The sequence below is a fragment of the Nesterenkonia sandarakina genome (assembly GCF_003003175.1).
Classification (GTDB): Bacteria; Actinomycetota; Actinomycetes; order Actinomycetales; family Micrococcaceae; genus Nesterenkonia; species Nesterenkonia sandarakina_A.
This window is the reverse complement of record NZ_PVTY01000011.1, coordinates 1-21,075: the sequence shown is the minus strand read 5'-3', so window position 1 is coordinate 21,075 and position 21,075 is coordinate 1. Positions and strand designations below refer to the sequence as shown.

Below are 21,075 nucleotides of genomic sequence, written 5' to 3'. Positions count from 1 at the left end.
GATCAGTCGTCCTCGGCCGCGGTCTCGTTGCGCCAGCGGATACCGGTGTCGATGAAGCCGTCGATGTCCCCGTCGAGCACGGACTGGGTGTTCCCGACCTCGTGCTCGGTGCGCAGGTCCTTGACCATCTGGTACGGGTGCAGCACGTAGGAGCGGATCTGGTCGCCCCAGGAGGCCTTGATGTCTCCGGCGAGCGCCTTCTTCTCGGCGGACTCCTCGGCCTTCTTCAGCACCAGCAGCCGGGACTGCAGCACGCGCATCGCAGCGGCACGGTTCTGGATCTGGGACTTCTCGTTCTGCATCGAGACCACGGTGCCGGTGGGCAGGTGGGTGATGCGCACGGCCGAGTCGGTGGTGTTCACGGACTGTCCGCCGGGTCCTGAGGAGCGGAAGACGTCGATCTTGAGGTCGTTCTCGTCGATGTCGATGCTCTCGGTGCCTTCGAGCAGCGGGATGATCTCCACGGCGGCGAAGGAGGTCTGCCGGCGGCCCTGGTTGTCGAAGGGGCTGATCCGCACCAGGCGGTGGGTGCCGGCCTCGACCGAGAGCGTGCCGAAGGCATAGGGCGCGTTGATCTCGATGGTGGCTGACTTCAGCCCGGCCTCTTCGGCGTAGGAGGTGTCGAGCACCTTCACGTTCCAGCCGCGGCGCTCGGCCCAGCGGGTGTACATGCGCAGCAGCATCTCGGCGAAGTCGGCGGCGTCCACGCCGCCGGCGCCGGAGCGGATGGTCATCACGGCGTCGTACTCGTCGTACTCACCGGAGAGCAGCGTGGTGATCTCCAGGGACTCCAGCGCCTTGTGGATCGAGGCGACCTCGCGGACGGCGTCGTCGAGGACCTCGTCGTCACCCTCCTCCCGGGCCATCTCGACCATCATCTCGACATCGTCGATCCGGGTCTCGAGCCGCTCCAGGCGCTCCAGCTCGGTCTGCCGATGACTGAGCTGGGAGGTGACCTTCTGGGCGTTGGCCTGGTCGTCCCAGAGATCCGGCGCGACGGCCATATCACTGAGCTCGACGACCTGCGCCTTGAGCTTTTCGATGTCGGTGACCTCCGTGATGCGGCGCAGGGTATTGCGCAGGTCACGAAGTGCGGTGGGGAAATCTGTCTCTGCCATAACAGGACTACAGTACCGTCGTCTGCGCCCTCACCGGTTGAGGCTCACCCGGGCATGGGACTCCACGCTGATCGGAACCCGGGCGGGAAGGATCGCTGAGACCACCGGCAGGTCGACGACGGCGGCCAGCTCCACGTGCGCGGTCTCCCCCGCGTCGGTGACCCAGGCACGGGACACGACGACGCCGCTGAAGCGCTCGTCTGCTCCCGAGACGGCCAGGTAGTTCTGCGCCTGGGCACGCACCTGGTCGCTGCTGACCCTCGGGGTGGGGCCGGAGGCGCCTTGTTCGGCCGCCTGCGCCGCGGCCGATGCGGCGCCATCGGCGGCAGAGAGCAGCTTGCGCGCCTCGAGGTTCACCGCGGTGGCTCCGGCCATCACGGCGACGAGCAGCAGCACCACCAACAGCATCCCCAGGACCAGGACGCTCGTCTGGCCCGCGTCCTGGGCATGGAGTCGGCGGAGCATCGCGGCCCGGACCGAGTCCCGCGAGCGCCGCAGTGGCCGTGGCGGGGGTGAGAGTCGCGGCGGGGGTGCAGAGTGCGGCGGGCCGATGCGTCTCGTAGGCATGTCAGCCTGCCTGGACCTGGGCCGAGGTGGAGGAGACCGTGACCAGGGTGGATCGCCAGCTGCCGAGGTCCGGGATCAGCGGCACCGGCACCCGGACCTCCACGGTGAAGGCGACCACGTCGCCGTCGTCCTCACATGCCCCCGACGGGCAGGACATGGTGATCTGCGCCTGATCGGTGCTGATCCCGAAGTCAGCGAGCGCCGCCGACGCCGCGGCCTGACTTCGTGCGGACCGTTCCCCCGCTCCGAGGTCCTCCCCTCCCAGGACATACATCCGGGCGGCCTGGTCGGAGGCGCCCAGGCTGGCGTAGGCGGCGGCCTGCACTGCGGCGACGCCCAGAATGAAGTAGACGATGGGGATCAGGAGCAGCACGGCGAGCATGATGAACTCGACGAGCGAGGAACCGGACTCATCCTGGCTCTGCGTCAGCCAGTGGCGCAGTCGCCTGTCCGAGCGTGGGGTGAGGCGTCCGACCACGCGTCGAAGGGGGCGCTCAGTCGAAGTCATAGGCGCTGCCCGTCACCTCGAGGCTGCCGACTCCTGGGAAGAGGCCCAGCACCGGGACCTGGGCCTGGACGGTGATCCGCAGCGTCTGACCTTCCGGCTCGGGCACGTACTCGTAGCCCACTCCCTGGGCGTACCGGGCGGAGATCGAGGACTCGATCAGGTCTTGGGTGCGCTGGACCCCGTCGCTGGCGGTGCGATCCTCGAGGACCCCGAAGCGGGCTCCGGTGGAGGCGGCGTCGATGAGCGTATTGCGCACATGGACCATCAGCGTGAGCTGGAGGATCGCGAAGCTGAGCAGGACCAGGAGCGCGGAGACCATGGCGAATTCGGCCGTGGCGGCGCCCCGATCCTCCGCCGCTCGACGAACCCGTGAGACTCCCGAGGGCGGAATCAAGTCAGCGTGAGACCTGGCTGATGGCATCGTTGAACAGTCCCTGCAGCGCTGGCTGCGCGATCGCGAGCAGCCCGGCCACCAACACGGCACTCATGAGGGTGATCATCACCCAGCCGGGCACGTCGCCGCGCTCCTCTTCGTGCAGACAGTCTGCGGCCTGGGCCGCCTCGTCGAATCGTTCCTCAGTGTGTGACATGTGGTTTCCCTTGTCCGATGGTGCGGTGATCCTGCGTGGTCGGTGGTGAGCGTGGGTCAGATGCCGATCTCCAGCAGCGAGAGTCCCGGATAGATCGCGAAGAGCACCGTCAGCGGCAGCACGCCGAAGACCAGGGGCACGAGCATCCCGATCTCTTTCCTGCCCGCCGTCTCGATGAGGTCGCGTCGGGCGAGCTCACGGACGTCCTGCGCCTGGGCGTGCATGACCTCGGCCAGCGGCGTGCCACGTTCCATGGCGACGATGATTCCTTCGAGGAACCGGGAGATCGGTGCAGAACCGACCCGAGTCGACATCTGCTTCAAGGCGGTGGAGAAGCTGGTCCCGGCTTGGGTCTGGTGCAGAACCCGGGTCAGTTCGTGCGCCAGTTCTCCGCGCGCCAGTCTGCCGACACGGGCGAATGCCCCCGGAGCGCTCTCCCCGGCGCTGACCGCCAGCGCGATCATCTCTGCGATGGTCGGGAACTCCGTGAGCATCCGCGCCTGTCGCCGCCGGATCTGGCGGGTCAGCAGATTGTCGCGCCCAGCTACACCGAGTGCTGTCAGCCCAAGCACGATGACAGTCGCCGAGAATCCGTTGACGCTGCCGGCCCAGACCCCGAGCAGGCTCAGCACGGTTCCCAGCAGGGCACCGAGGACGCCGAGGCCCAGCTGCTGAAGGCGGTAGTCATTGGGACTGAGCCGCGAATTCGCCTGCCCGAGCCGCTGATCAAGCTGCTCGGCGTCGAGGCTGAACCGATCAAGCTGGCGTACCGCCTGCTGGATCACCGGGGCCAGGATCCTTGCCGTGGCACCCAGGCCAAGGGCTGGCTGCGAGCCAGGGTCTGACAGTTCGAAGCGCGAGTCCGTGGAGCGCAGGTATGGCGCCACCCGGGCGGAGAAGCTGGGTTGGTTGTTCATCGGAAGGGCGCGCAGGACGAGGACCAGTCCAAACCCCAGGAACAGACCACAGATGAGCGCCCAGCCGAGGATCGCCTCGTTCATGCGAGCACCCGCACTTCTCGAGGAAGAGCCCCGATGCGCAGCATGAGGCGATAACACACGAGGGACACGATCAGGCCGGCGCCGAGGACCGCCATGCCGGTCGCACCTCGGTAGGCTTCGGCGGCCTCGTGCTGCAGGGAGAGCAGCAGCACCACGATCCAGGGAGCTGCCACCGCCAATTTCGCAGCGTTGACGGTCCACGATTGGCGCGCCTCCAGCTCGCTGCGCGTCCTCGCGTTCTCTCTCAGGAACTCCGCCAAGGTGCTGAGCAGGCGACCCAGGTCCGAGCCGCCCACTTCGCGAGTGATCATCAGGGCCGCCACGATCCGATCCCCCACGGGGTCAGCCAGGCGCAGCTTCAGCCTTCCCAGTGCGACCCCCAGGGTCTGTCCCGCGCGATAGTCCTTCCCGAACTCCACGAAGGGTTCGCGCAGCGGTTCCGGACCAGAGACGCCGAGTTGCATCAGACCTTCGGGCAGCGACATCCCGGACCTGACCGCCGATCTCAGGTGATCGACGGCATCCGGCCAGATGTTGCGCAGGAGCGCTCGTCGCTTTCCCGCCTGCCAGCGCAGGGCCAACACCGGCACCATGCCGGCGAACAGGGCAAAGCAGAGGGCCACCGGGATTGCCGCCGTGAGCACCAGGACGACCAGAAACGCAGCAGCTGCGCAGATCATGATGGCGGTGAGGACCCCTGTGACCGGGACTTTCGGGTGTCCAGCCTCATCGAGGAGCTTGCGGGCCCGCCCCCGTCGCGCGCGTCGGGGCCCCGCTGCTCGGGGTGGGCGCTCCCAGAAGGAGGCGTAGATCAGCAGCAGCCCGAACCCGATTCCCAGTCCAAGCAGCAGACTCATCCGAGCAGCCCTGTTCTGGCGAAACGGCGCTGGTGCTGCGGTGCGAGCTTAGGCAGATCGAAGACCGCGGAGTCGGTCACCGCGAGTTCACCGTCGGTGGCGTCGAAGAGCAGGGTCGTCTCAATGGTGTCAGCTTCGACCCTGCTCCCGACCGCCATGATCTGCCTGACGTGCCGGCTGCCGTCACGCTCGCGCACGCAGTGGACGACGAGATCGATGCAGGAGGCGACAGTCGGCAGGATGAAGCTTCTGGAGATGTTCTCTCCGGCCAGCAGCGGCAGGGTGCAGATCTTGGTGACGGCGTCTTGGGCGCTGTTGGCGTGGACGGTGGCCATTCCCGGCAAACCTGAGTTCAGCGCGATGAGCATGTCGAGGCTTTCGGCTTCGCGGACCTCGCCGACGACCAGCCGATCAGGACGCATCCGCAGCGCCTCCTTCACCAGCCGGCGCAGCGGGATCTCACCCTCCCCCTCGAGGTTGGACTGTCGACACTGCATTCCCACGACATCGCGGAGCGGCAGCTGGAGCTCGAAGATCTCCTCCACGGTGACGACCCGCTCACGGGGGCCGATGGCGGCAGCGAGGCAGTTCAGCAGTGTCGTCTTCCCGGACTGGGTCGCGCCGGACACCAGCATGTTCAATCCGCTGTCGACGCAGGCCTCCAGAAAGTCCGCCGCTGATGCGCTCAGGGATCCCCGACGGACCAGGTCATCGAGCGTCTGGGCGCGGGCGATGAACTTGCGGATGTTGACCGCCCAGTGGCGCCGGGTGATGTCGGGAATCACCACGTGCAATCGGGAACCATCGGGAAGCGACGCATCGACAAACGGCGAGGAGAGGTCAAGGCGTCGCCCTGAACTCTTGAGCATCCTTTCCACGAGGTCACGGATGCGAGATTCACTCAGCGTGATGGAGGTGAGCTCGGATCGGCCGGCGCGAGCCACGAATATCGCGCTGGGTCCATTGATCCATATCTCCTCGACCGATTCGTCCTCGAGGAACGGCTGGAGCTCCCCGAAACCGGCCACGGCGTCGACGACATGCTTGACCGCCTGCTGCACCGGACCGATCAGCGGCAAAGCGGTGACCATCGACCGGCGGTCATATTCCACGACTGCTGCCTCGACCAGCTCCCGAACACCCAGCGGGTTCTCCGCAGGGTCCAGTCCGCGGTGGCGGATCTGTTCCCGCACCTCATCTTCAACGATCGTCAAAGCATCCACAGGCTCGGCCTCGTCCCTGATTCCAGTGTGGTGAGATCACGATATCCAGCTGAATAGCTCCTGACCATAGATTGTTCAAAACCTGTGGAAAATAATCCATGATCACAGGTTCTCCACAGCCACGAACCTGTCGCCGGGCAGCCGTTTCGCCAGATCTAGGCTCAGATCAGCACCGACGCGGGCGCACGCGTCGCAGACTCTGCAGATCCACGACGACCAGGAGGGACACAGGTGACCTCGGCACCACCTACCGCTCTTTCCTGCACGCTGGTACATGCGCCAGGCTCCATGCCTGAGACCCTCTGGAATCAGCTGCGCATCGAAGCGGGAGGCGTGCACCGCCACGAGCTCCGGATCCTCCTCGACGGTGCCGCCGCTCCCACTGGGGCTCAAGTCGATGACGCGCTGGGATCCTGGATCCGCACCGTCAGCGCAGCGGCATCCCTCCGGGTGAGGCCCTTGACCGAGACTGTCCCGAGCTGGGTCGCAGTCTTGGACCGCATACCCCTGGCGGACCATGCCGCCGACTCCCCCTCCATTCACCACGGAATGGTCATAGTGCTGCACCCTCTGACCTTCAGAGCCTCGCCCCACCCGTCCGCCCCGCCACCGGTCCGACTCTGCATCAGCGCGGGGCCTGACTCTGGGTGGATGGTCAAGATCCCGCGCGGTGTCCACGTGCTGGGGCGGGGCACTCGGCATCGAGGCACGGCAGATATCCGGATCAATGACCCCCTCCTGGAACGTTCACACGCCTCGATCCAGGTCAGCAAGACTCAGGTGAAGCTTGCCCGTCCAGGAGCAGCTGCTGTCACACTGAGCGCCGACACCCCCGTCGGCCTCGGCCGGTCCCGCGTGGAACTGGTCCAGGAGCCTCCTCCTCCTGGTCCCCACCGGACCTGGCCCCTGCCCCCGGTAGGGGTCACAGAACAGCCGCCGTCCGGGCGCTACCGGACGATGCTGCTGGTATCCCTGGCTCCACTGGTGGTCGGCATCGTGCTGGTGATCGTGACCGGCATGTGGATCTTTCTGCTGTTCAGCGCCGCCTCAGCAGTACTCGCTGTGCTCACGCTCATCGATGCGCGGCGTCGTCGTCGTCGCTTCCGTCGAGCCGTGCGCGCGGCCTCCCTCGAGTGGGCCGACCAGCGCACGGCTCTGCTCCCCACGCCGGGACGTGCCGCCAGGGCCCTGCGAGCCCAGGCACGGCCGGGGAGCTCGCTCAACCACAGCGAGCCAGCCGGCGTCGTCGTGACGGTGGGTGAGGCGAGAATCGAAGCTGAACTGGACTGCCCGGGCGACGCCGGACAGCCCGAGGCTCTGGAAGAGCGCCTCGTCCGCACCGCCACGGCCTGGACGCTTCTCAGGTCGGAACATACGCTGCTCTCGGGCCCGCCCCGGGAACAGCTCAGCGTCCTGCGCTGGATCCTTGCGCAGCTGACACACCATGTCGACCCAGGTCCCCAGGTCCTGCTCACACCAGGAGTCGAGTCGGTGGGCGGGGCAGGCGCGCGCGAGCTCCGCGATCTCATGGACCTGACGGAGCTGCGCGACTATCGGCGTGTGAGCGTGGTGCCGCCGTCGGGACTGGAAACCGCGCTGCGTGCCCGGCCGTCGGGTTCAGCATCGACGCCGGCACCGGTGCTGATCAGTCCGGTTCCGCTGGACTCCGTCCAGGTCAGGGCTGCGCTCGGCGCCGGCTGGCACGTCATCTCCACTGCTGGAGCTGACAGTTCGGCAGGACCATCGGTGCCGCCTAGATGGCAGACACCGCCAACGACGCCCGACGGATGGCGGGTGAACCTCGACGCCGGAGAACTCCACCGGATCGAGTCAGGCGCTGCGCGCAGGGTCGCGACCGGACTGGTCCCCGACGGATTGGCGCGGCAGACCCTTCACGAGCACCTCCGACTGGGTCTTCGCCACGTCTCGGGGTCAGGCACCGACACTGGTGTCCCGATGCTTGTCACCGCACCCCTGCCGTCTCCGCTGATGCTCGGAGACGCCCATCTGAGACTGGAGACTCTGCTTGGCCAGGGCTCCTCGGCCGTCGAGCTGCTGGACCTGGTGGAAGACGGTCCTCATATCCTGCTGGCAGGAACGACGGGATCTGGTAAGTCCGAGCTGTTGAAGTCGATGCTCCTGGGGTGGGCGGCGAGATATGACCCCCGGGAGCTGAACCTTCTGCTCTTCGACTTCAAGGGCGGGTCGAGCTTTCAGCACCTGGCTCGGCTGGAACACACGGTGGGGCTGGTCACGGATCTCACGCAGGCCCAGTCCGATCGGACGTTGGAAGGCCTCCGATCTGAACTCACTCGGCGGGAACGGCTGTTCCTCGAATCCGGTGTCGCGGACTATGCAGATTTTCGGAGAGCACGCCCCACCGAGTCACTGGCCCGCCTGCTCGTGGTCATCGACGAGTTCCGCATCTTCACCCAGTCGTTGCCGGCAGCGATGGATGAGCTCATGCGGCTGGCGACACTTGGCAGATCCCTGGGTCTGCACCTGATCCTCACCACCCAGCGCCCCCAGGGTGTCGTCACAGCGGACATCCGCGCGAACATCGGCACCATCATCTGTCTACGTCTGCGCAGCGAAGACGAGGCACGCGAGCTGGTGGGAACCACAGAGCCGGCCCGTGTCCCGCGGCAGCTGCCGGGACGCGGAATCATCCGACGCCCTGGAGAGGCACCCCGACCGTTCCAGGCAGTGCAGCTGCTGGACCATTCGGAGAAGCTCACGGCGCGCGCCGAAAGGGCCCGGGCACCCCGGGCGATCGGGTGGCGGGATTCCACTCCGGCCCTGGTCGAAGGGTTGGAAGCGCATCTCCGGGTCACGCGCATCCGCCGACCCCACACGCCGCTGTGTCCCCCGCTGCCGGAGATCCTTCGAGCGCCGCTGGGCACCGCCGAGATCCGGTTCGGCCTCATCGATGACCCGGCCCGGCAGACGCAGCGACCCCTGCGATTGAACCTGGATGACGGCGCAGGCATCGCGATGCTCGGTGAATCCGGCTCCGGGGGCACCGCGGCGCTACAGTCGTTGCTGCGTCAGCTCCTGGCTTGCCCGAAGGAGGTCCACGTCTACCTGTTGGATGGTGATCACTGTCTGGAGAAGTTCCGGCACCACCCCCGGATCGGGTCCTGGGTCACCACCGAGCACCTGCAGGAGGCCCAGCACCTGATCAGTCAGCTCCATAAGCGGGTGACCCGACGTCGGACCTCCCAATCCGTGGAACGCATCCCGCTGGTGCTGGTCATGTCCGGTCACGCACGCTGGCAACGGTCGGGCAGCCTGATCGGCGGCGGAGATCTCGAGTCTGATCTCGGGCTTCTCACCGATGAAGGCGCCGGGTTCGGATACACCGCGGTGATCGCAGGAGGCCGCGAGCTCGCCCTCGGAAAGCTCGGCTCCCGCCTCGCCTGCAAGGTGTATCTCCCGTATGGGGTGTCTGAGGAGATCCGCTACCTGTGGCCGAAACTGCGTGCATCGGACCTGCTGCCCGGCCGCGGAGTCCTCGTCTCCGCCGACGAGCCCCCTCCCGGACTGAGCGTCCACCTGGTGACAGAGGTCTTGGACCGGAAGGCCGCGTCCAGAGTGAACAGCGATCGGCGACCGCTGAGCCCCTCGATGCTCCGAGTCAACCCCCTGCCATCATCTGTGGGGATGCCGGTGCTCGATTCCGATTCCACCGCGCTGTCGCTCGGCCTGCACCAGTTCACCTACTCACCGGCGTGGCTCGAGGACAGCTCCTGGCAGGCCGGGCTGATCCTTGGAGCCGCTCAGACCGGGAAGACCAATGCTCTGCGCGTGGTCGCCGCTCAACGGCGGTGTGTGACTTTGGCGGATCTGGCCACAGCGGGCGGATCAGGCAGCCGTGCTGATGAAGCCCCCCGGCTGCTGCTCGTCGACGACGCCGAGCGGTGCACCCCGGCCCAGCACCGCAGCATCGAGGCATGGCTGGAGTCTGGCGGCAAGCTGCTGGCAACGGCGCCCCCTCAGCTGGACGTGTTCAGCAGGCTTCCCTGGTCCTATCGAGTCCGCGGAAGCAGCGCGAACTTCCTGCTCAGTCCGCTGAGCCGCTCGCAGGGAGATGCCTTCGGACTCCCGATTCCACCGCTTCAGCGACACACCCCGGGTCGCGGTGTCTGGATCGGCCCTGAAGGCCTACGGATCATCCAATGGTGGAAGCATCAGGAATCGACCTGATGAGCCACGCCACGTCACCACTGCTAGGGGAACCGCTTCGGCCAGGTCTCCCCCGGCCCGCTCGCCTCCCCCGGCCCGCTCGCCTCCCCCGGTCGGACCAGTCCCGACTCGTAGCCGATGACCACCAGCTGCGCCCGGTCGCGGACGCCGAGCTTAGCCATGGACCGGTTGACATGGGTCTTCACCGTGGCCGGACTGAGGAAGAGCTGCCGTCTGATCTCGATGTTGGACAGGCCTCGACCCACCAGCGTCAGCACCTCCCGCTCCCTGAGGGTGAGCACCTTCAGCCGCCGCGCATCGGGTTCCTTCGGCGAGCGCGTGATGAAGGCTTCGATCAGCGCCCGAGACCCCTCCGGCGCCAGCAGGGCATCCCCCAAGGCGACCGTGCGGATGGCCTGGCGAAGGTCCACCGGGTCCACGTCCTTGGTCAGGAATCCGCTGGCGCTATCGCGTCTCGAGCTTCGGCGAGGATCCGCCGGGTGGCGGTGATCCCGTCCATTCCGGGCAACCGCAGGTCCATGAGCACCACCTCGGGCCGGTGCGCCCGGGCCAGCGCCACCGCCTGGTGTCCATCCGCCGCCTCCGCGATGACGGTGCTGTCTCCCTCGCGTTCGCACAGGGTGCGCAGCCCGGTGCGGACCAGCTCCTGGTCATCGGCGAGCAGGATCCGCAGCGTCACCGGGGACCTCCGGTGGGGAGCCGGGCCTCGACGCGGAAGCCGGGCTCGCCGTCGCCGGCTGGTCCATACTCCAGCCGACCACCCGCCGCACCGATCCGCTCGGCCATGCCCTGCAGTCCCGTGCCGTGCCGGTCGGGCCGCACCGGGGTGGATTCCCGGGGGACCCCGTGATCCCGGATCATCACGTTGACCACGTCGGCCTGCAGGTCCAGTCCCACCTCCACGCGCTCCGCGGTGGAATGGCGCAGCACATTGGTCAGAGATTCCTGCACGATCCGGTAGATCACCAGCTCCACCGAAGGCCGGATGGTCGAGAGGTCCCCATGAACGCTGAATGACACCTGCAGCCCAGAGGCCCTGACCGCGTCGACGAGCTCCGCGAGCTGGTGCCCGCCGAGCCTGGCCTCCGGAGGAGACCAGAGGCTGTCCTCGCGCAGGACCGCGATCGTGCTGCGCAGGTCCACGCTGGCCTCTTGGCTGGCGGCGCGGACCCGGTCCACGGCCTGCTTCGCGGTCTCCGGGTCGCTGTCGATCGTCTCCGCCGCGACGCTGGCCTGGATTCCCACCACCGCCACCGTGTGGGCCAGCACGTCGTGCAGGTCGCGGGCAGCGCGCAGCCGCTCCGCGGTGAGCTCCCGCTGATGCTCCTGATCCGCCAGCAGCAGCCGCAGGGCAGCCTCCTGGCGGACCGCCCGTCGACTGCGCAGCGCCTCGCCCAACAGCAGCAGCACGGCCAGCAGGCAGACATCGAAGAGTGTGCTCAGCGCCACCTGGCCCAACGGCTCCGCCCCGGGCCCGCTCAGCCGGTAGGGCACGCTGGTGAAACCGACCAGAGACACCACCGCGAGCGCCCACCAGAGATGGCCCGACCAGGCCGCGATGAGCACCGGCACCCCGATGGCCAGCACCGGAGAGAAGCCTGGCACCCCGACGCTCAGGGCCGCGAAGAAGCTGACGCTGGCGCCGATCAGCGCGATCCGAGGGGCCCGACGAGACATGGCCGTCCAGGCTCCGATGACCATGAGGATCGCGACCACCGGGGCGTCCACCGGCCGAGCCGGCTGATCTCCTGACTCCAGGGCGGCGATGACCATGACCACGGTGACCAGAGCTGCAGCCGCGAGGTCCAGAGGAATGCCGCGCCAAAAGGTGAAAGGCACCTTTCCAGTCTAGCCACGCGGCTTCTCCGCGCAGCCCCCCGCGCTCGCACTGACCTGGCCCGGCTTTCCAGGGTTCACGCAGGTAGGAGGACTACCAATGGGAGGTCAAGACCCCGCAGTCCCCGAACGAAGGATCCGATCATGAACTCTCGCTGGAACAACTCCTCGGCTCTGCTCTCCGTGGCCGCCATCTCCGCGCTCGCCCTGAGCTCCTGCGCCAGCGACGAGCTGGACCCCGACGACGACGAGGCCCAGCCCACCGCGACGGTGACCGAGACCGTCGAGGCGGAGCCCACCGAGGAGACCACCGACGACGCCGCAACCGAGGCCGGGCCCACCGAGGAGGCCACCGACTCCCCGGAAGCTGACGCCTCCGAATCCGACGACTCAGCGACCGACGATTCAGCAGCCAGCGATGAGGACCCGCTCTACCAGGCCGTGGACGCCGTGGAGCATGAGTACCCGGACGCCGTCGTCCTGGATTTCGACACCGAGGGCAGCTATTACGAGTTCACGATCTTCGACGGCGGCGCCGAGTGGGAGCTCGACGTGGACCGCGAGAGCTTCGAGATCATGAACACCCAGGAGGACGACATCGACTCCGATGATCAGCGCAATGCCGAGGCTGTGCAGGTCGAGTTCACCGATGCGCTGCGCACCGCGTCCGAAGAGGGCGGCGGCACCCCGGAACAGGCTGATCTGGATGACGAGAACGGGGCGGTGACCTGGGAGTTCGAGCTGGACAACGGCACTGAGGTCTATGTGGACGTGGAGAACGGAGAGGTCGTCAACTCGGGCAGCTGACATAGACTGGACTGATTGAAGCATCAGTCGTCTAGGGCAGAGAAGAGGTGGCGTCGTGACGGCGGGCCACAGTGACACCACCGGGCGCCACCCGGAGCCGGCGGCGCAGGCATCCCCCGAGGATGCCCGTGTCGACATCGCCGAGGGAACCACCGAGTCTGCCGCGATGAGTGATCAGCGCGGCCGTCACGACCTCACCGGCTTCTCTCCCAAGGCGCGAGCCTGGCGATCCTTCTTCGAGACCTCCGCGATCATCAGCGATCGCATGGAGAAGCGACTGCACTCCAGCACCGGGCTGCGCCTGAGCGACTACAACCTGATGCTGCTCCTGGCCGAGGCCGAGGACCACCAGCTGCGCATGGGCGAACTGGCCGAGGGCATGGTCTTCTCCCCCTCCCGACTCTCCTACCAGGTCAAGTCGCTGCAGAAGCGTGGGCTGATCGATCGCTTCGCCGACGCCGAGGACCGGCGCGGCATGACCGCGCAGCTCACCGAGGAGGGGCACCGGGTCTTCGAACAGGCCTCCCGGCTGCACGGCACACACATTCGACAGCTCTTCCACCCGGCCCTGGACGACGCCGAGGCGGACACGCTGCGGGAGATCTGTGAGCAGATCAAGGACACCGTCGCCGCGGCCGATCGGGCCTGAACGACTCTCACGACTGCCACGGGGCATCCCCGGGGACGGCTCAGCGGACCAGCTTCACCTGGACCGAGTCTGCGCGCTCGCGCAGCATCGGCACCTCTCCCAGGGCGGCCTGCACGCTGGCCAGCGCCAGCCGGGAATCGACCTCATCGACCCCGGGCAGCAGCACGACCCCGACGCTGAGCTCCGGACCGCTTCCGCCGCCGGGCACCGCATGCCCGGCCGCCGTCCGGGTCCCGACGCCGTCGCCGGGCTGCAGCTGCAGCTGTGCGACGCCGGGGCAGAGGTCCAGAATGCCGCCCAGCGCATCGGCCAGCTCGGGGTCCTGATACGAGGGCACCCACCGGGCGGCCTGCGCGAGGGCCTCCACCGCGGGCCGGCGCAGCACGAAGGTCAGCTCCGCCCCGGGGTCCAGGACCGCAAGTTCGGCGCCCTCGGCCAGGGCGGCGAGCATGATCCGTTCGGTCTCCGCCGCCACGGGGCGTGCCTTGTCGTGCCAGCCGGTGAGCGCGTCCACGGAGGTGAACACCGGCATGGTCTGGCGTCCGTCGCGGCTGGTGATGCTGATCAAGGTGATGTCCGCCTGCTTGTCCCCCACCGGGGCGCTCGGCTCACCGGGCGCGCCGCCCGGGGCCGGGTCGGCCTCCTCGGCCAGCTCGGCGAGCACCGGGACGAAGAGCCGCTGTCCGGCCAGGGCCGCGACGAACCCTGCTTCGTCCAGCTCCCCGGCGAGCAGCTGGTCCCGGGCCGCACTGACCGTGGCGGTGGCGAGGCCGTCGTCGCCGTCGAAGGTGTGCAGCGGGTTGCCGTCTCCGGAGAGGTCGCGGTCCGCCCAGGGCACTCCGGCGGAGTCCGCGGGCCGGCCCTGCGCATCCCGGGGCGCACGCTGCAGCAGCGCCGCGATATGGCCGGGCAGGTCCCTGCTGGATTCGGCGTTCTGACTCATGCGGAGGCTGCGGCCACCTTCAGCGCCTCGGGGAACTCGAACTTCCCGGCGTAGAGGGCCTTGCCCATGATGGCGCCCTCGACGCCGAGGGAGACCATCTTGGCCAGTGCCGCGACGTCCTCCAGCGAGGAGATGCCGCCGGAGGCGACCACTGGCTTGCTGGTCTTGGCACAGACCTGGGCGAGCAGCTCGGTGTTGGGTCCGCGCAGGGTCCCGTCCTTGGTGACGTCGGTGACCACGTAGCGGGGGCAGCCGGCATCTTCGAGGCGCTGCAGCACCTCCCAGATGTTCCCGCCTTCGCGGGTCCAGCCGCGGGCGGCCAGGGTCTCGCCGCGCACGTCCAGCCCGACGGCGATCGCGTCGCCGTGGCGTTCGATGGCGCGGGCGGTCCACTCCGGGTCCTCCAGGGCCGCGGTGCCGAGGTTCACCCGGGTGGCGCCGAGCTCCAGGGCGCGGTCCAGGGACTCGTCGTCGCGGATTCCGCCGGAGAGCTCGATCTTCACGCCGAGCTCCTTGACCACGCGGGCCATGATGTCGCGGTTGTCGCCCCGGCCGAAGGCGGCGTCGAGATCCACCAGGTGGATCCATTCGGCCCCCTGCTGCTGCCAGTTCAGCGCGGCTTCCAGCGGGTCGCCGTAGCCGGTCTCGGACCCGGCCTCTCCCTGGACCAGTCGCACGGCCTGGCCGTCGGCCACGTCGACGGCGGGCAGCAGCTCCAGTGCGGGGACGGTGGCGGTGGGCGCGGAGGGCTCAGTCATGAATCTACTTTCGGCTGGGTGAAGGGCTGGTGGGTCTGGACAGCGGGGTGACACGGGCTGGTAGGTGCATCGAAGCGGTCGGGCTGCGCGGAGCACCGGTCCGCGGGGAGTTCAGGGTCAGAGGCTCAGGATCCAGTTGCGCAGCAGCTGCATCCCGGCGTCCCCGGACTTCTCCGGGTGGAACTGGGTGGCGGAGAGCGGGCCGTTCTCCACTGCGGCGATGAAGTCGGTGCCGTGGTGGCTCCAGGTGACCTTGGGCGGGTTCATCGACTCGATGGACTGGTCGAAGTCCCAGGACTGCACGGCGTAGGAGTGCACGAAGTAGAACCGTTCGTCCTTGAGCCCGTCGAAGAGCACGCTGTCCTCGGGCGGGCGCACGGTGTTCCATCCCATGTGTGGGACCACGGCGTCCTCGGGCAGCGCGGTGACCTCTCCGGGCCACTCGCCCAGCCCCTCGGCGGGGATGCCGTGTTCGACGCCGCGGTCGAACATCACCTGGTGGCCCACGCAGATCCCCAGCACCGGGCGCGACCCGGCGATCCGGCGTCCGATCCAGCGGGGTCCGTCGATCTCACGCAGCGCCGACATGACGGCGGCGAAGGCCCCCACACCGGGCACGACCAGCCCGGAGGCGTTGAGCACGGCGTCGGTGTCCTTGGTCAGGGTCACGTCCGCGCCGGCGCGCTCGAGCGCCCGGACCGCGGAGTGGATGTTGCCGGAACCGTAGTCCAGGACGACGACGTCGGGCTTGCCTGTCACAGGGCACCCTTGGTGGAGGGGATCTCATCGGTGCGCGGGTCAGACTCCACGGCCTCGCGCAGCGCGCGGGCGAAGGCCTTGAACTGGGCCTCCGCGATGTGGTGCGGGTCCCGGCCGCCGAGCAGCGTCATGTGCAGGCAGATCCCGGAGTGGTAGGTGATCGCCTCGAAGACGTGCCGGGTCATGGATCCGGTGAAGTGTCCCCCGATGAGGTGGTACTGCTGCCCCTCGGGCTCGCCGGAGTGCACCAGGTAGGGCCGGCCGGAGACATCCACGACGGCCTGGGCCAGCGCCTCGTCCAGCGGGATGGTGGCGTTGCCGAAGCGGCGGATTCCGCGCTTGTCCCCCAGCGCGACCCGCAGCACCTCGCCCAGGACGATGGCGGTGTCCTCGACTGTGTGGTGCACATCGATGTGGGTGTCACCGGAGGCTTCGACGTCGAGGTCGATGAGCGAATGCCGGGACAGTGCGGTGAGCATGTGGTCATAGAAGGGCACACCGGTGCTGATGTTCGAGGTGCCGGTCCCGTCGAGGTCCATCCGGACCTTGACGCTGGACTCACTGGTGACACGTTCCATCTGGGCGATGCGCCCGGAGATCAATTCTGCTCCCATAACTCCTGCTTGGTGGTGGGGTACGCCAACTCTTGAGTCTACGCGGTGGTCCTGGTGATGAATCGCTTGAGTGAGGCCAGGAAGTCCGAGGTCTCCTCCTCGGTGCCCGCGGTCACTCGCAGGTGCCCGGGGATGCCGACGTCACGGATCAGGATGCCGTCCTCCAGGAGGTGCTGCCAGGCGGCCTTCTCATCGGTGAGTCCACCGAAGAACACGAAGTTCGCGTCCGAGGGCGCCGGGCGCAGCCCCAGCTGCTCCAAGGTGGTCACGATCCGGTCGCGCTGCTCCTTGATCCGCTCCACGTTGGCCATCAGCGTGGCCGAGTGGTCCAAGGCGGCGACGGCGGTCGCCTGGGTCACTGCGGAGAGGTGATAGGGCAGCCGGACCAGCCGCATGGCGTCGGTGACCTCGGGGGCGGCGGCCAGGTAGCCGAGTCGGCCTCCGGCCAGCGCGAACGCCTTGCTCATGGTGCGCGAGACGATCAGGCGCTCCCGTCCGGGCAGCAGGGCCAGGGCCGAGCCTGTCCCGGACTGGCGGAACTCGCCGTAGGCCTCATCCACCACCACCATGGTGTCGGATTCCTCGGCCGCGGCGTAGGCCGCCTCCACGGTCTCCAGGGAGAGTGCGGTGCCGGTGGGGTTGTTCGGGGAACACAGGATCACCACGTTGGGGTGGTGCTCGTGGATCTGCGCCGCGACATCCTCGGGCGTCTGCGTGAAGTCATCGGCGCGAGTGCCGGCGATGTACTCGCTGTAGGTGCCCCGGGCGTAGAGCGGGTACATGGAGTAGGTCGGAGGGAAGGAGAGCACCGAACGGCCCGGGCCGGCGAAGGCCTGCAGGATGTGCTGCATGATCTCGTTGGAGCCGTTGGCAGCCCAGATGTGCTCGGCGGTCAGCACCGCCGGTTCACCCTCGGAGGCGAGGTCCCGGTTCAGGTACCCGGCGAGCTTGCGGCGCAGGACCGAGAATTCACGGTCCGGGTAGCGATTGAGCTGGGCGGCTGCGGCGCGGACTTCCTTGCCGATGGCGTCGACCACATCTGCTGGGACGTCGTAGGTCGTCTCGTTGACGTTGAGCATCGCCTTCACGCTCAGCTGCGGGGCTCCATAGGGCTCTTGACCCTGGAGCTCTTCGCGCAGCGGCAGGCGGGACAGGTTCCGGGAGCGAGATGAAGTCACCGGGACATTCTAGCCGGGCTGAACCTGCCGTCTCGGGCTCCAAGCTCTGCGGCCGGGAGGGGACTGCTCGGTCGACTCAGTCGACCGGGACGAAGAGCTCCTGGCCGGGCGTGATCTCGGAGCCGTTGAGATCGTTGAGCTCAGCGATCTGACCGATGAGCACCTGAGTGTGCTCGTCAGAGTCCACCGACGCCGCCACGCTCCACAGGGTGTCCCCTGCACCGACGGTGACCACCTGGGCGTCCACGCCGGGAACCTCACCGGATGACGCCTGCGCCTGGTTGAGCAGCGAGGTGGCCAGCATCAGCGCTCCGAGGAGTGCGATGGCCAGGACTGCCAGCACCGGAAGGCCCAGCAGGAGAAAGCGACCGCGGCGAGTGAGGTGCACTGCCGAAGCCGGTGCGGAGTCGACAGGTGCAAGTGCAAGCTGTGCAGTACTCATGGGGAAGAACCTCTCATTCGAACGTGTGTACTATTTCTAGCACATAGTTTCGAATCTTGACCAGACTCACCGCAGAATCAATGGAATCTCTCTACGATTTCGAGTAACCTGAGCGCCAAGTTCGAAGTGATCTTCGAAGCGAATCTCACTGTGAACAGTCCATCAGCAGGGTCTGACATGGATGCTGACACAGGGCAGATTCGGTTCCGATCCCACCTCGAACCGGCCCGGCGCCGACTCACCCAGGCGGCAGGCAGCAGGCAGCAGGCAGCATCACGAGACCGCGGAATGCTCGGCACAACTATGGAGGCAGCAATGGCGCAGAACACCAAGGACTCATCGGCAGCGCCGCGATTGACTGATCGGCAGCGCCAGATCGTCGACGTCATCCAGGAGTCGCTGGCCGAGCGCAGCTATCCGCCGTCCATGCGAGAGATCGGCGACGCCTGCGGTCTCGCCTCACTGTCCTCCGTGACCCACCAGCTGGCGCGTCTGCAGGAGCTCGGCTACCTCAGGCGGGTCCCCGGACGGCCGCGCGCCATGGAGGTGCTGCGTGACTCAGCGGGTGCCCCGGTGCTCAGCGAACAGGCCCAGGAGGCTGAGGCTGCCGCCCGCGACTCCGTAGTGGATCTGCAGGGCTACCGCATGCAGTCGGACAGTCGAATCTCGGAGATCCCCGTCGTGGGACAGATCGCCGCGGGCGGACCGATCCTGGCCGACCAGCAGGTCGAAGACATCATGCCGCTGCCACGGCAGCTCACCGGCGAGGGCGAGCTGTTCATGCTGCAGGTCCGTGGTGACTCGATGATCGAGGCCGGGATCTTCGAAGGTGACTGGGTCGTGGTGCGTCGGCAGAACACGGCGGAGAACGGTGACATCGTCGCCGCGCTGCTCGATGACGAGGCCACGGTGAAGACGCTCAAGCGCCGCGATGGACACGTCTGGCTGCTGCCGCAGAACCGTCAGTACGAACCGATCCTGGGCGACGAGTCCACCATCATGGGCAAGGTCGTCACGGTGCTGCGCAGCCTCTGATCCGGACGAGCTCGGCAAGGCGTCAATGATGCCCGATCTGTTGGACTGCCAGATCTGTTGGACCGCCAGATCTGAAGGGCTGCGGAGGCTGACCCTCTGGGGGACGGACGGGTCAGCACCGAGTGCGGGCCTGAGGAACCCCTCCCGGTCTCACCCGCCTCCTAGTCCCCGCGCGGCACCACCGTGGGCTCCTCGCCCGTGGGTGTGGGCGGGTGCTCCCGGAGGTCCTGGTCAGTCATGACGTCCAGGAGCCGCGACCACCGGTCTTCGACGGTCGTCGCGCTGAGTTCCGGACGTTCGGGAATGTCGCCCTCGGCGAGCTCGCGCAGCGGCCAGATCCCCCGGTGCAGCTCCTCGTCCGTGGGACCGCGATCCACGGTGACGGGCAGCCAGTCCATGCCGGTGACTTGGGCCTCGTGCTCTGTGACCTCCACCGTGGCGTAGACCACGGTTCCGCTTGCGGTCTCGACGACGCAGCAGGCCTCGTCCTGATTGGAGAGGAAGTTGCCCATGGACCACACCACCCACATGCCCTCGCCGGACGGCCCGCCGTCGAGGTGCTCCACCGGCTGAGGCGTGTGGGAGTGGCTTCCGAACACCACGTCGATCTCGCCGTCGGCGGCGAGCTGCTCCCCGTACTTGCGCTGTTCTTCAGTGGGCGCATCGACATACTCGTCACCCCAGTGCACCGACGCGACGACGATGTCGGCGCCGTCTTCGCGTGCCTGGGTCGCCTGATCGGTGAGTTCCTGAGGGGTGACGTCAGCAACCCGCCACAGTTCATCCTCCTGCGGCCGGTGGTCGGGGTTGTGGAGCATCGTGGTGGCCACGTGAGCCACGGTCACTTCTCGTGCGCCGCGTTCCACCGTGTAGAGCTGGGGCCGGTCGGCCTCCGCCTCGGTGCGTGCCGTCCCCGCGTGACCCATGCCGGCCTCGTCGAAGACGTCGAGCGTGCGCTCCGCTCCGGCTGTGCCCTGGTCGAAGGAATGGTTGTTGGCAGTGGAACAGCCGTCGAAGCCTACGGAGGCGAGATCACCGGCGAGCTCCCGCGGGGCAGCGAACACCGGATATCCGCTCGGCTCGACGCCTTCCGGAGCGATCGGCACCTCCAGCCCACACAGGGCGAGATCGGCGCCGCTGATGAGATCCCCGACTCCTTCCATCAGGGGCGCGAAGGAGTAATCCCCGGGCTCGGCCAGCGCCGCTGCCGTGTCGATGACCGGACCGTGGATGAGCAGGTTCCCGGTGCCGGCGATGGTGAACTGTGTCGGCCGGGGTTCTTCCGCGTCTGCCCGGTCAGTCTTCTCGTCACTGGCGTCGGTCTGGGCGGTGTCGGGCTGGGCGGCGCCGGGCGCGGGGGTGCCAGGCTCGAATGTGCCAGAAGCCGGCTGAGCCGGAGCGTCGTCACCGACTCCTGATCCGCAGGCGGCCAGCAGGAGGACGGCCGAGAACACCCAGAAGGAACGTGCACCTCTGGTGCGCCCGGCGTGTCTGCTCTCCGGCATGGTCTGTCCGCTTCCTGCGGCCACCGCTAGGTTGATCCTGGCGCACCCTGAGAGTGCGCGTCTGACTGATTCTCCTGCCGACGGCATTGATCTGCGAGCAGCGAGATGACGAAGCAGCCTGTGGCGCTAGACGGTATGAAGTAGCTCCTTGCGGTCCGCGAGGGGTTGCGGGCCGGGGCCCCACTCACAGAGATTCGTGGATTACCGGACAAGACGCCCCTTGCCCGGCCTTGCCGACATTTGTGGGAGGCCCCGGTGTTTACCGAGCGTACGAGTGTTGGGCTCGATGTGCACGCACGATCTGTCTTCGCGGCAGCAATCGACAGCGACACAGGAGAGCTCTTCCAATCACGACTGACCCCATCACCCGAGCACATCCTCACCTGGGTCCAAGACCTGCCGGGCCCGGTGGCGGTGGCCTACGAGGCCGGCCCGACCGGGTTCGGCCTCTACCGGACACTGCTCGATGCCGGGATCCG

The 21,075-nt window shown here is 67.7% G+C and carries 22 protein-coding genes and 1 pseudogene; 5 read left to right on the top strand and 18 right to left on the bottom strand.

The genetic code is table 11. From position 1 onward, the window contains the following. Positions 1–2 precede the first annotated feature (2 nt). The 8 genes from prfB to BCL67_RS10045 are packed head-to-tail and all read right to left on the bottom strand — an operon-like array spanning position 3 to position 5,864. Positions 3–1,118 (bottom strand): peptide chain release factor 2, encoded by a 1,116-nt coding sequence (prfB, locus tag BCL67_RS10080; RefSeq protein WP_106123321.1) that lies wholly within the window; start codon positions 1,116–1,118, stop codon positions 3–5. Positions 1,119–1,148: 30 nt separating this feature from the next. Next, positions 1,149–1,685, bottom strand: a complete 537-nt coding sequence (locus BCL67_RS10075) for a pilus assembly protein TadG-related protein (protein WP_181255974.1) — start codon at positions 1,683–1,685, stop codon at positions 1,149–1,151. Position 1,686: 1 nt separating this feature from the next. Beyond that, positions 1,687–2,193 (bottom strand): hypothetical protein, encoded by a 507-nt coding sequence (locus tag BCL67_RS10070; protein WP_146131132.1) that lies wholly within the window; start codon positions 2,191–2,193, stop codon positions 1,687–1,689. After that, positions 2,180–2,587 carry a TadE/TadG family type IV pilus assembly protein gene (locus BCL67_RS10065; RefSeq protein ID WP_181255973.1) on the bottom strand — a complete coding sequence of 136 codons (408 nt, stop codon included), beginning with the start codon at positions 2,585–2,587 and terminating at the stop codon, positions 2,180–2,182. The genes BCL67_RS10070 and BCL67_RS10065 overlap by 14 nt, the downstream gene beginning before the upstream one ends. Position 2,588: 1 nt before the next feature. After that, complete coding sequence (locus BCL67_RS10060) at positions 2,589–2,783, bottom strand: hypothetical protein (RefSeq protein WP_106123317.1); 195 nt, start codon at positions 2,781–2,783, stop codon at positions 2,589–2,591. Positions 2,784–2,839: 56 nt separating this feature from the next. Beyond that, positions 2,840–3,784, bottom strand: coding sequence for a type II secretion system F family protein (locus BCL67_RS10055; RefSeq protein WP_106123316.1), 945 nt, complete (start codon positions 3,782–3,784; stop codon positions 2,840–2,842). Then, the gene (locus BCL67_RS10050; protein WP_106123315.1) at positions 3,781–4,641 is read right to left on the bottom strand and encodes a type II secretion system F family protein; all 861 of its coding nucleotides are present in this window, start codon (positions 4,639–4,641) and stop codon (positions 3,781–3,783) included. Before BCL67_RS10050 ends, BCL67_RS10055 begins: the two co-directional genes overlap by 4 nt. Further along, positions 4,638–5,864: a CpaF family protein gene (locus tag BCL67_RS10045; protein ID WP_106123314.1), complete on the bottom strand. Its 1,227-nt coding sequence runs from the start codon at positions 5,862–5,864 to the stop codon at positions 4,638–4,640. The genes BCL67_RS10050 and BCL67_RS10045 overlap by 4 nt, the downstream gene beginning before the upstream one ends. 651 nt (positions 5,865–6,515) lie before the next feature. Between BCL67_RS10045 and BCL67_RS10040 the strand changes: the two genes are divergently transcribed. After that, positions 6,516–10,070 (top strand): FtsK/SpoIIIE domain-containing protein, encoded by a 3,555-nt coding sequence (locus BCL67_RS10040; protein ID WP_181255972.1) that lies wholly within the window; start codon positions 6,516–6,518, stop codon positions 10,068–10,070. Positions 10,071–10,093: 23 nt separating this feature from the next. Here the strand turns inward: BCL67_RS10040 and BCL67_RS15920 are convergent, their stop codons facing one another. Genes BCL67_RS15920 through BCL67_RS10030 form a run of 3 tightly spaced genes read right to left on the bottom strand, consistent with a single transcriptional unit; the run spans position 10,094 to position 11,909 of the window. Further along, positions 10,094–10,480: a response regulator transcription factor gene (locus tag BCL67_RS15920; RefSeq protein WP_308737998.1), complete on the bottom strand. Its 387-nt coding sequence runs from the start codon at positions 10,478–10,480 to the stop codon at positions 10,094–10,096. A 17-nt stretch (positions 10,481–10,497) separates the two neighbouring features. Next, positions 10,498–10,749, bottom strand: a complete 252-nt coding sequence (locus BCL67_RS15915) for a response regulator (RefSeq protein WP_308737997.1) — start codon at positions 10,747–10,749, stop codon at positions 10,498–10,500. Further along, positions 10,746–11,909 (bottom strand): sensor histidine kinase, encoded by a 1,164-nt coding sequence (locus tag BCL67_RS10030; protein WP_146131131.1) that lies wholly within the window; start codon positions 11,907–11,909, stop codon positions 10,746–10,748. Before BCL67_RS10030 ends, BCL67_RS15915 begins: the two co-directional genes overlap by 4 nt. Before the next feature lie 141 nt (positions 11,910–12,050). Between BCL67_RS10030 and BCL67_RS10025 the strand changes: the two genes are divergently transcribed. After that, positions 12,051–12,713: a PepSY domain-containing protein gene (locus BCL67_RS10025; protein ID WP_106123311.1), complete on the top strand. Its 663-nt coding sequence runs from the start codon at positions 12,051–12,053 to the stop codon at positions 12,711–12,713. A 55-nt stretch (positions 12,714–12,768) separates the two neighbouring features. Continuing rightward, entirely contained in the window at positions 12,769–13,362 is a 594-nt protein-coding gene (locus tag BCL67_RS10020) for a MarR family winged helix-turn-helix transcriptional regulator (protein ID WP_258174949.1), read from the top strand. 40 nt (positions 13,363–13,402) lie between these two features. On the opposite strand, the gene BCL67_RS10015 is transcribed toward BCL67_RS10020, so the two are convergent. The 6 genes from BCL67_RS10015 to BCL67_RS09990 form a co-directional block, all read right to left on the bottom strand. Next, positions 13,403–14,305, bottom strand: a complete 903-nt coding sequence (locus BCL67_RS10015; RefSeq protein ID WP_106123310.1) for an SseB family protein — start codon at positions 14,303–14,305, stop codon at positions 13,403–13,405. Further along, positions 14,302–15,063, bottom strand: coding sequence for a bifunctional 1-(5-phosphoribosyl)-5-((5-phosphoribosylamino)methylideneamino)imidazole-4-carboxamide isomerase/phosphoribosylanthranilate isomerase PriA (priA, locus tag BCL67_RS10010; protein ID WP_106123309.1), 762 nt, complete (start codon positions 15,061–15,063; stop codon positions 14,302–14,304). Before priA ends, BCL67_RS10015 begins: the two co-directional genes overlap by 4 nt. Positions 15,064–15,180: 117 nt before the next feature. Further along, positions 15,181–15,822, bottom strand: coding sequence for an imidazole glycerol phosphate synthase subunit HisH (gene hisH / locus BCL67_RS10005; RefSeq protein ID WP_106123308.1), 642 nt, complete (start codon positions 15,820–15,822; stop codon positions 15,181–15,183). After that, positions 15,819–16,436, bottom strand: a complete 618-nt coding sequence (hisB, locus tag BCL67_RS10000) for an imidazoleglycerol-phosphate dehydratase HisB (protein WP_106123307.1) — start codon at positions 16,434–16,436, stop codon at positions 15,819–15,821. Before hisB ends, hisH begins: the two co-directional genes overlap by 4 nt. Positions 16,437–16,474: 38 nt before the next feature. Further along, positions 16,475–17,614, bottom strand: coding sequence for a histidinol-phosphate transaminase (locus BCL67_RS09995; RefSeq protein WP_106123306.1), 1,140 nt, complete (start codon positions 17,612–17,614; stop codon positions 16,475–16,477). Between the two features lie 76 nt (positions 17,615–17,690). After that, a complete protein-coding gene (locus BCL67_RS09990; protein WP_106123305.1) occupies positions 17,691–18,056 on the bottom strand; it encodes a LysM peptidoglycan-binding domain-containing protein in 366 nt (121 codons plus the stop codon). A 303-nt stretch (positions 18,057–18,359) separates the two neighbouring features. Here BCL67_RS09990 and lexA point away from each other — a divergent pair, with 303 nt between their 5' ends. Then, complete coding sequence (gene lexA / locus BCL67_RS09985; RefSeq protein ID WP_374955644.1) at positions 18,360–19,091, top strand: transcriptional repressor LexA; 732 nt, start codon at positions 18,360–18,362, stop codon at positions 19,089–19,091. Positions 19,092–19,252: 161 nt separating this feature from the next. Here the strand turns inward: lexA and BCL67_RS09980 are convergent, their stop codons facing one another. Beyond that, the gene (locus BCL67_RS09980; protein ID WP_181255971.1) at positions 19,253–20,620 is read right to left on the bottom strand and encodes a CapA family protein; all 1,368 of its coding nucleotides are present in this window, start codon (positions 20,618–20,620) and stop codon (positions 19,253–19,255) included. Positions 20,621–20,851: 231 nt separating this feature from the next. Between BCL67_RS09980 and BCL67_RS09975 the strand changes: the two are divergent. Continuing rightward, positions 20,852–21,075, top strand: a pseudogene (locus BCL67_RS09975) (IS110 family transposase); the annotation flags it as partial.

Coding starts and splice junctions, on each gene's coding strand:
- BCL67_RS10055 (WP_106123316.1), bottom strand. CDS start 3,784: ATGAACGAGGCGATCCTCGGCTGGGCGCTCATCTGTGGTCTGTTCCTG.
- BCL67_RS10015 (WP_106123310.1), bottom strand. CDS start 14,305: ATGAGTCAGAACGCCGAATCCAGCAGGGACCTGCCCGGCCATATCGCG.
- BCL67_RS10050 (WP_106123315.1), bottom strand. CDS start 4,641: ATGAGTCTGCTGCTTGGACTGGGAATCGGGTTCGGGCTGCTGCTGATC.
- BCL67_RS10060 (WP_106123317.1), bottom strand. CDS start 2,783: ATGTCACACACTGAGGAACGATTCGACGAGGCGGCCCAGGCCGCAGAC.
- hisB (WP_106123307.1), bottom strand. CDS start 16,436: ATGGGAGCAGAATTGATCTCCGGGCGCATCGCCCAGATGGAACGTGTC.
- BCL67_RS10025 (WP_106123311.1), top strand. CDS start 12,051: ATGAACTCTCGCTGGAACAACTCCTCGGCTCTGCTCTCCGTGGCCGCC.
- prfB (WP_106123321.1), bottom strand. CDS start 1,118: ATGGCAGAGACAGATTTCCCCACCGCACTTCGTGACCTGCGCAATACC.
- BCL67_RS10070 (WP_146131132.1), bottom strand. CDS start 2,193: ATGACTTCGACTGAGCGCCCCCTTCGACGCGTGGTCGGACGCCTCACC.
- priA (WP_106123309.1), bottom strand. CDS start 15,063: ATGACTGAGCCCTCCGCGCCCACCGCCACCGTCCCCGCACTGGAGCTG.
- BCL67_RS10075 (WP_181255974.1), bottom strand. CDS start 1,685: ATGCCTACGAGACGCATCGGCCCGCCGCACTCTGCACCCCCGCCGCGA.
- BCL67_RS10040 (WP_181255972.1), top strand. CDS start 6,516: ATGGTCAAGATCCCGCGCGGTGTCCACGTGCTGGGGCGGGGCACTCGG.
- lexA (WP_374955644.1), top strand. CDS start 18,360: ATGGAGGCAGCAATGGCGCAGAACACCAAGGACTCATCGGCAGCGCCG.
- BCL67_RS09990 (WP_106123305.1), bottom strand. CDS start 18,056: ATGAGTACTGCACAGCTTGCACTTGCACCTGTCGACTCCGCACCGGCT.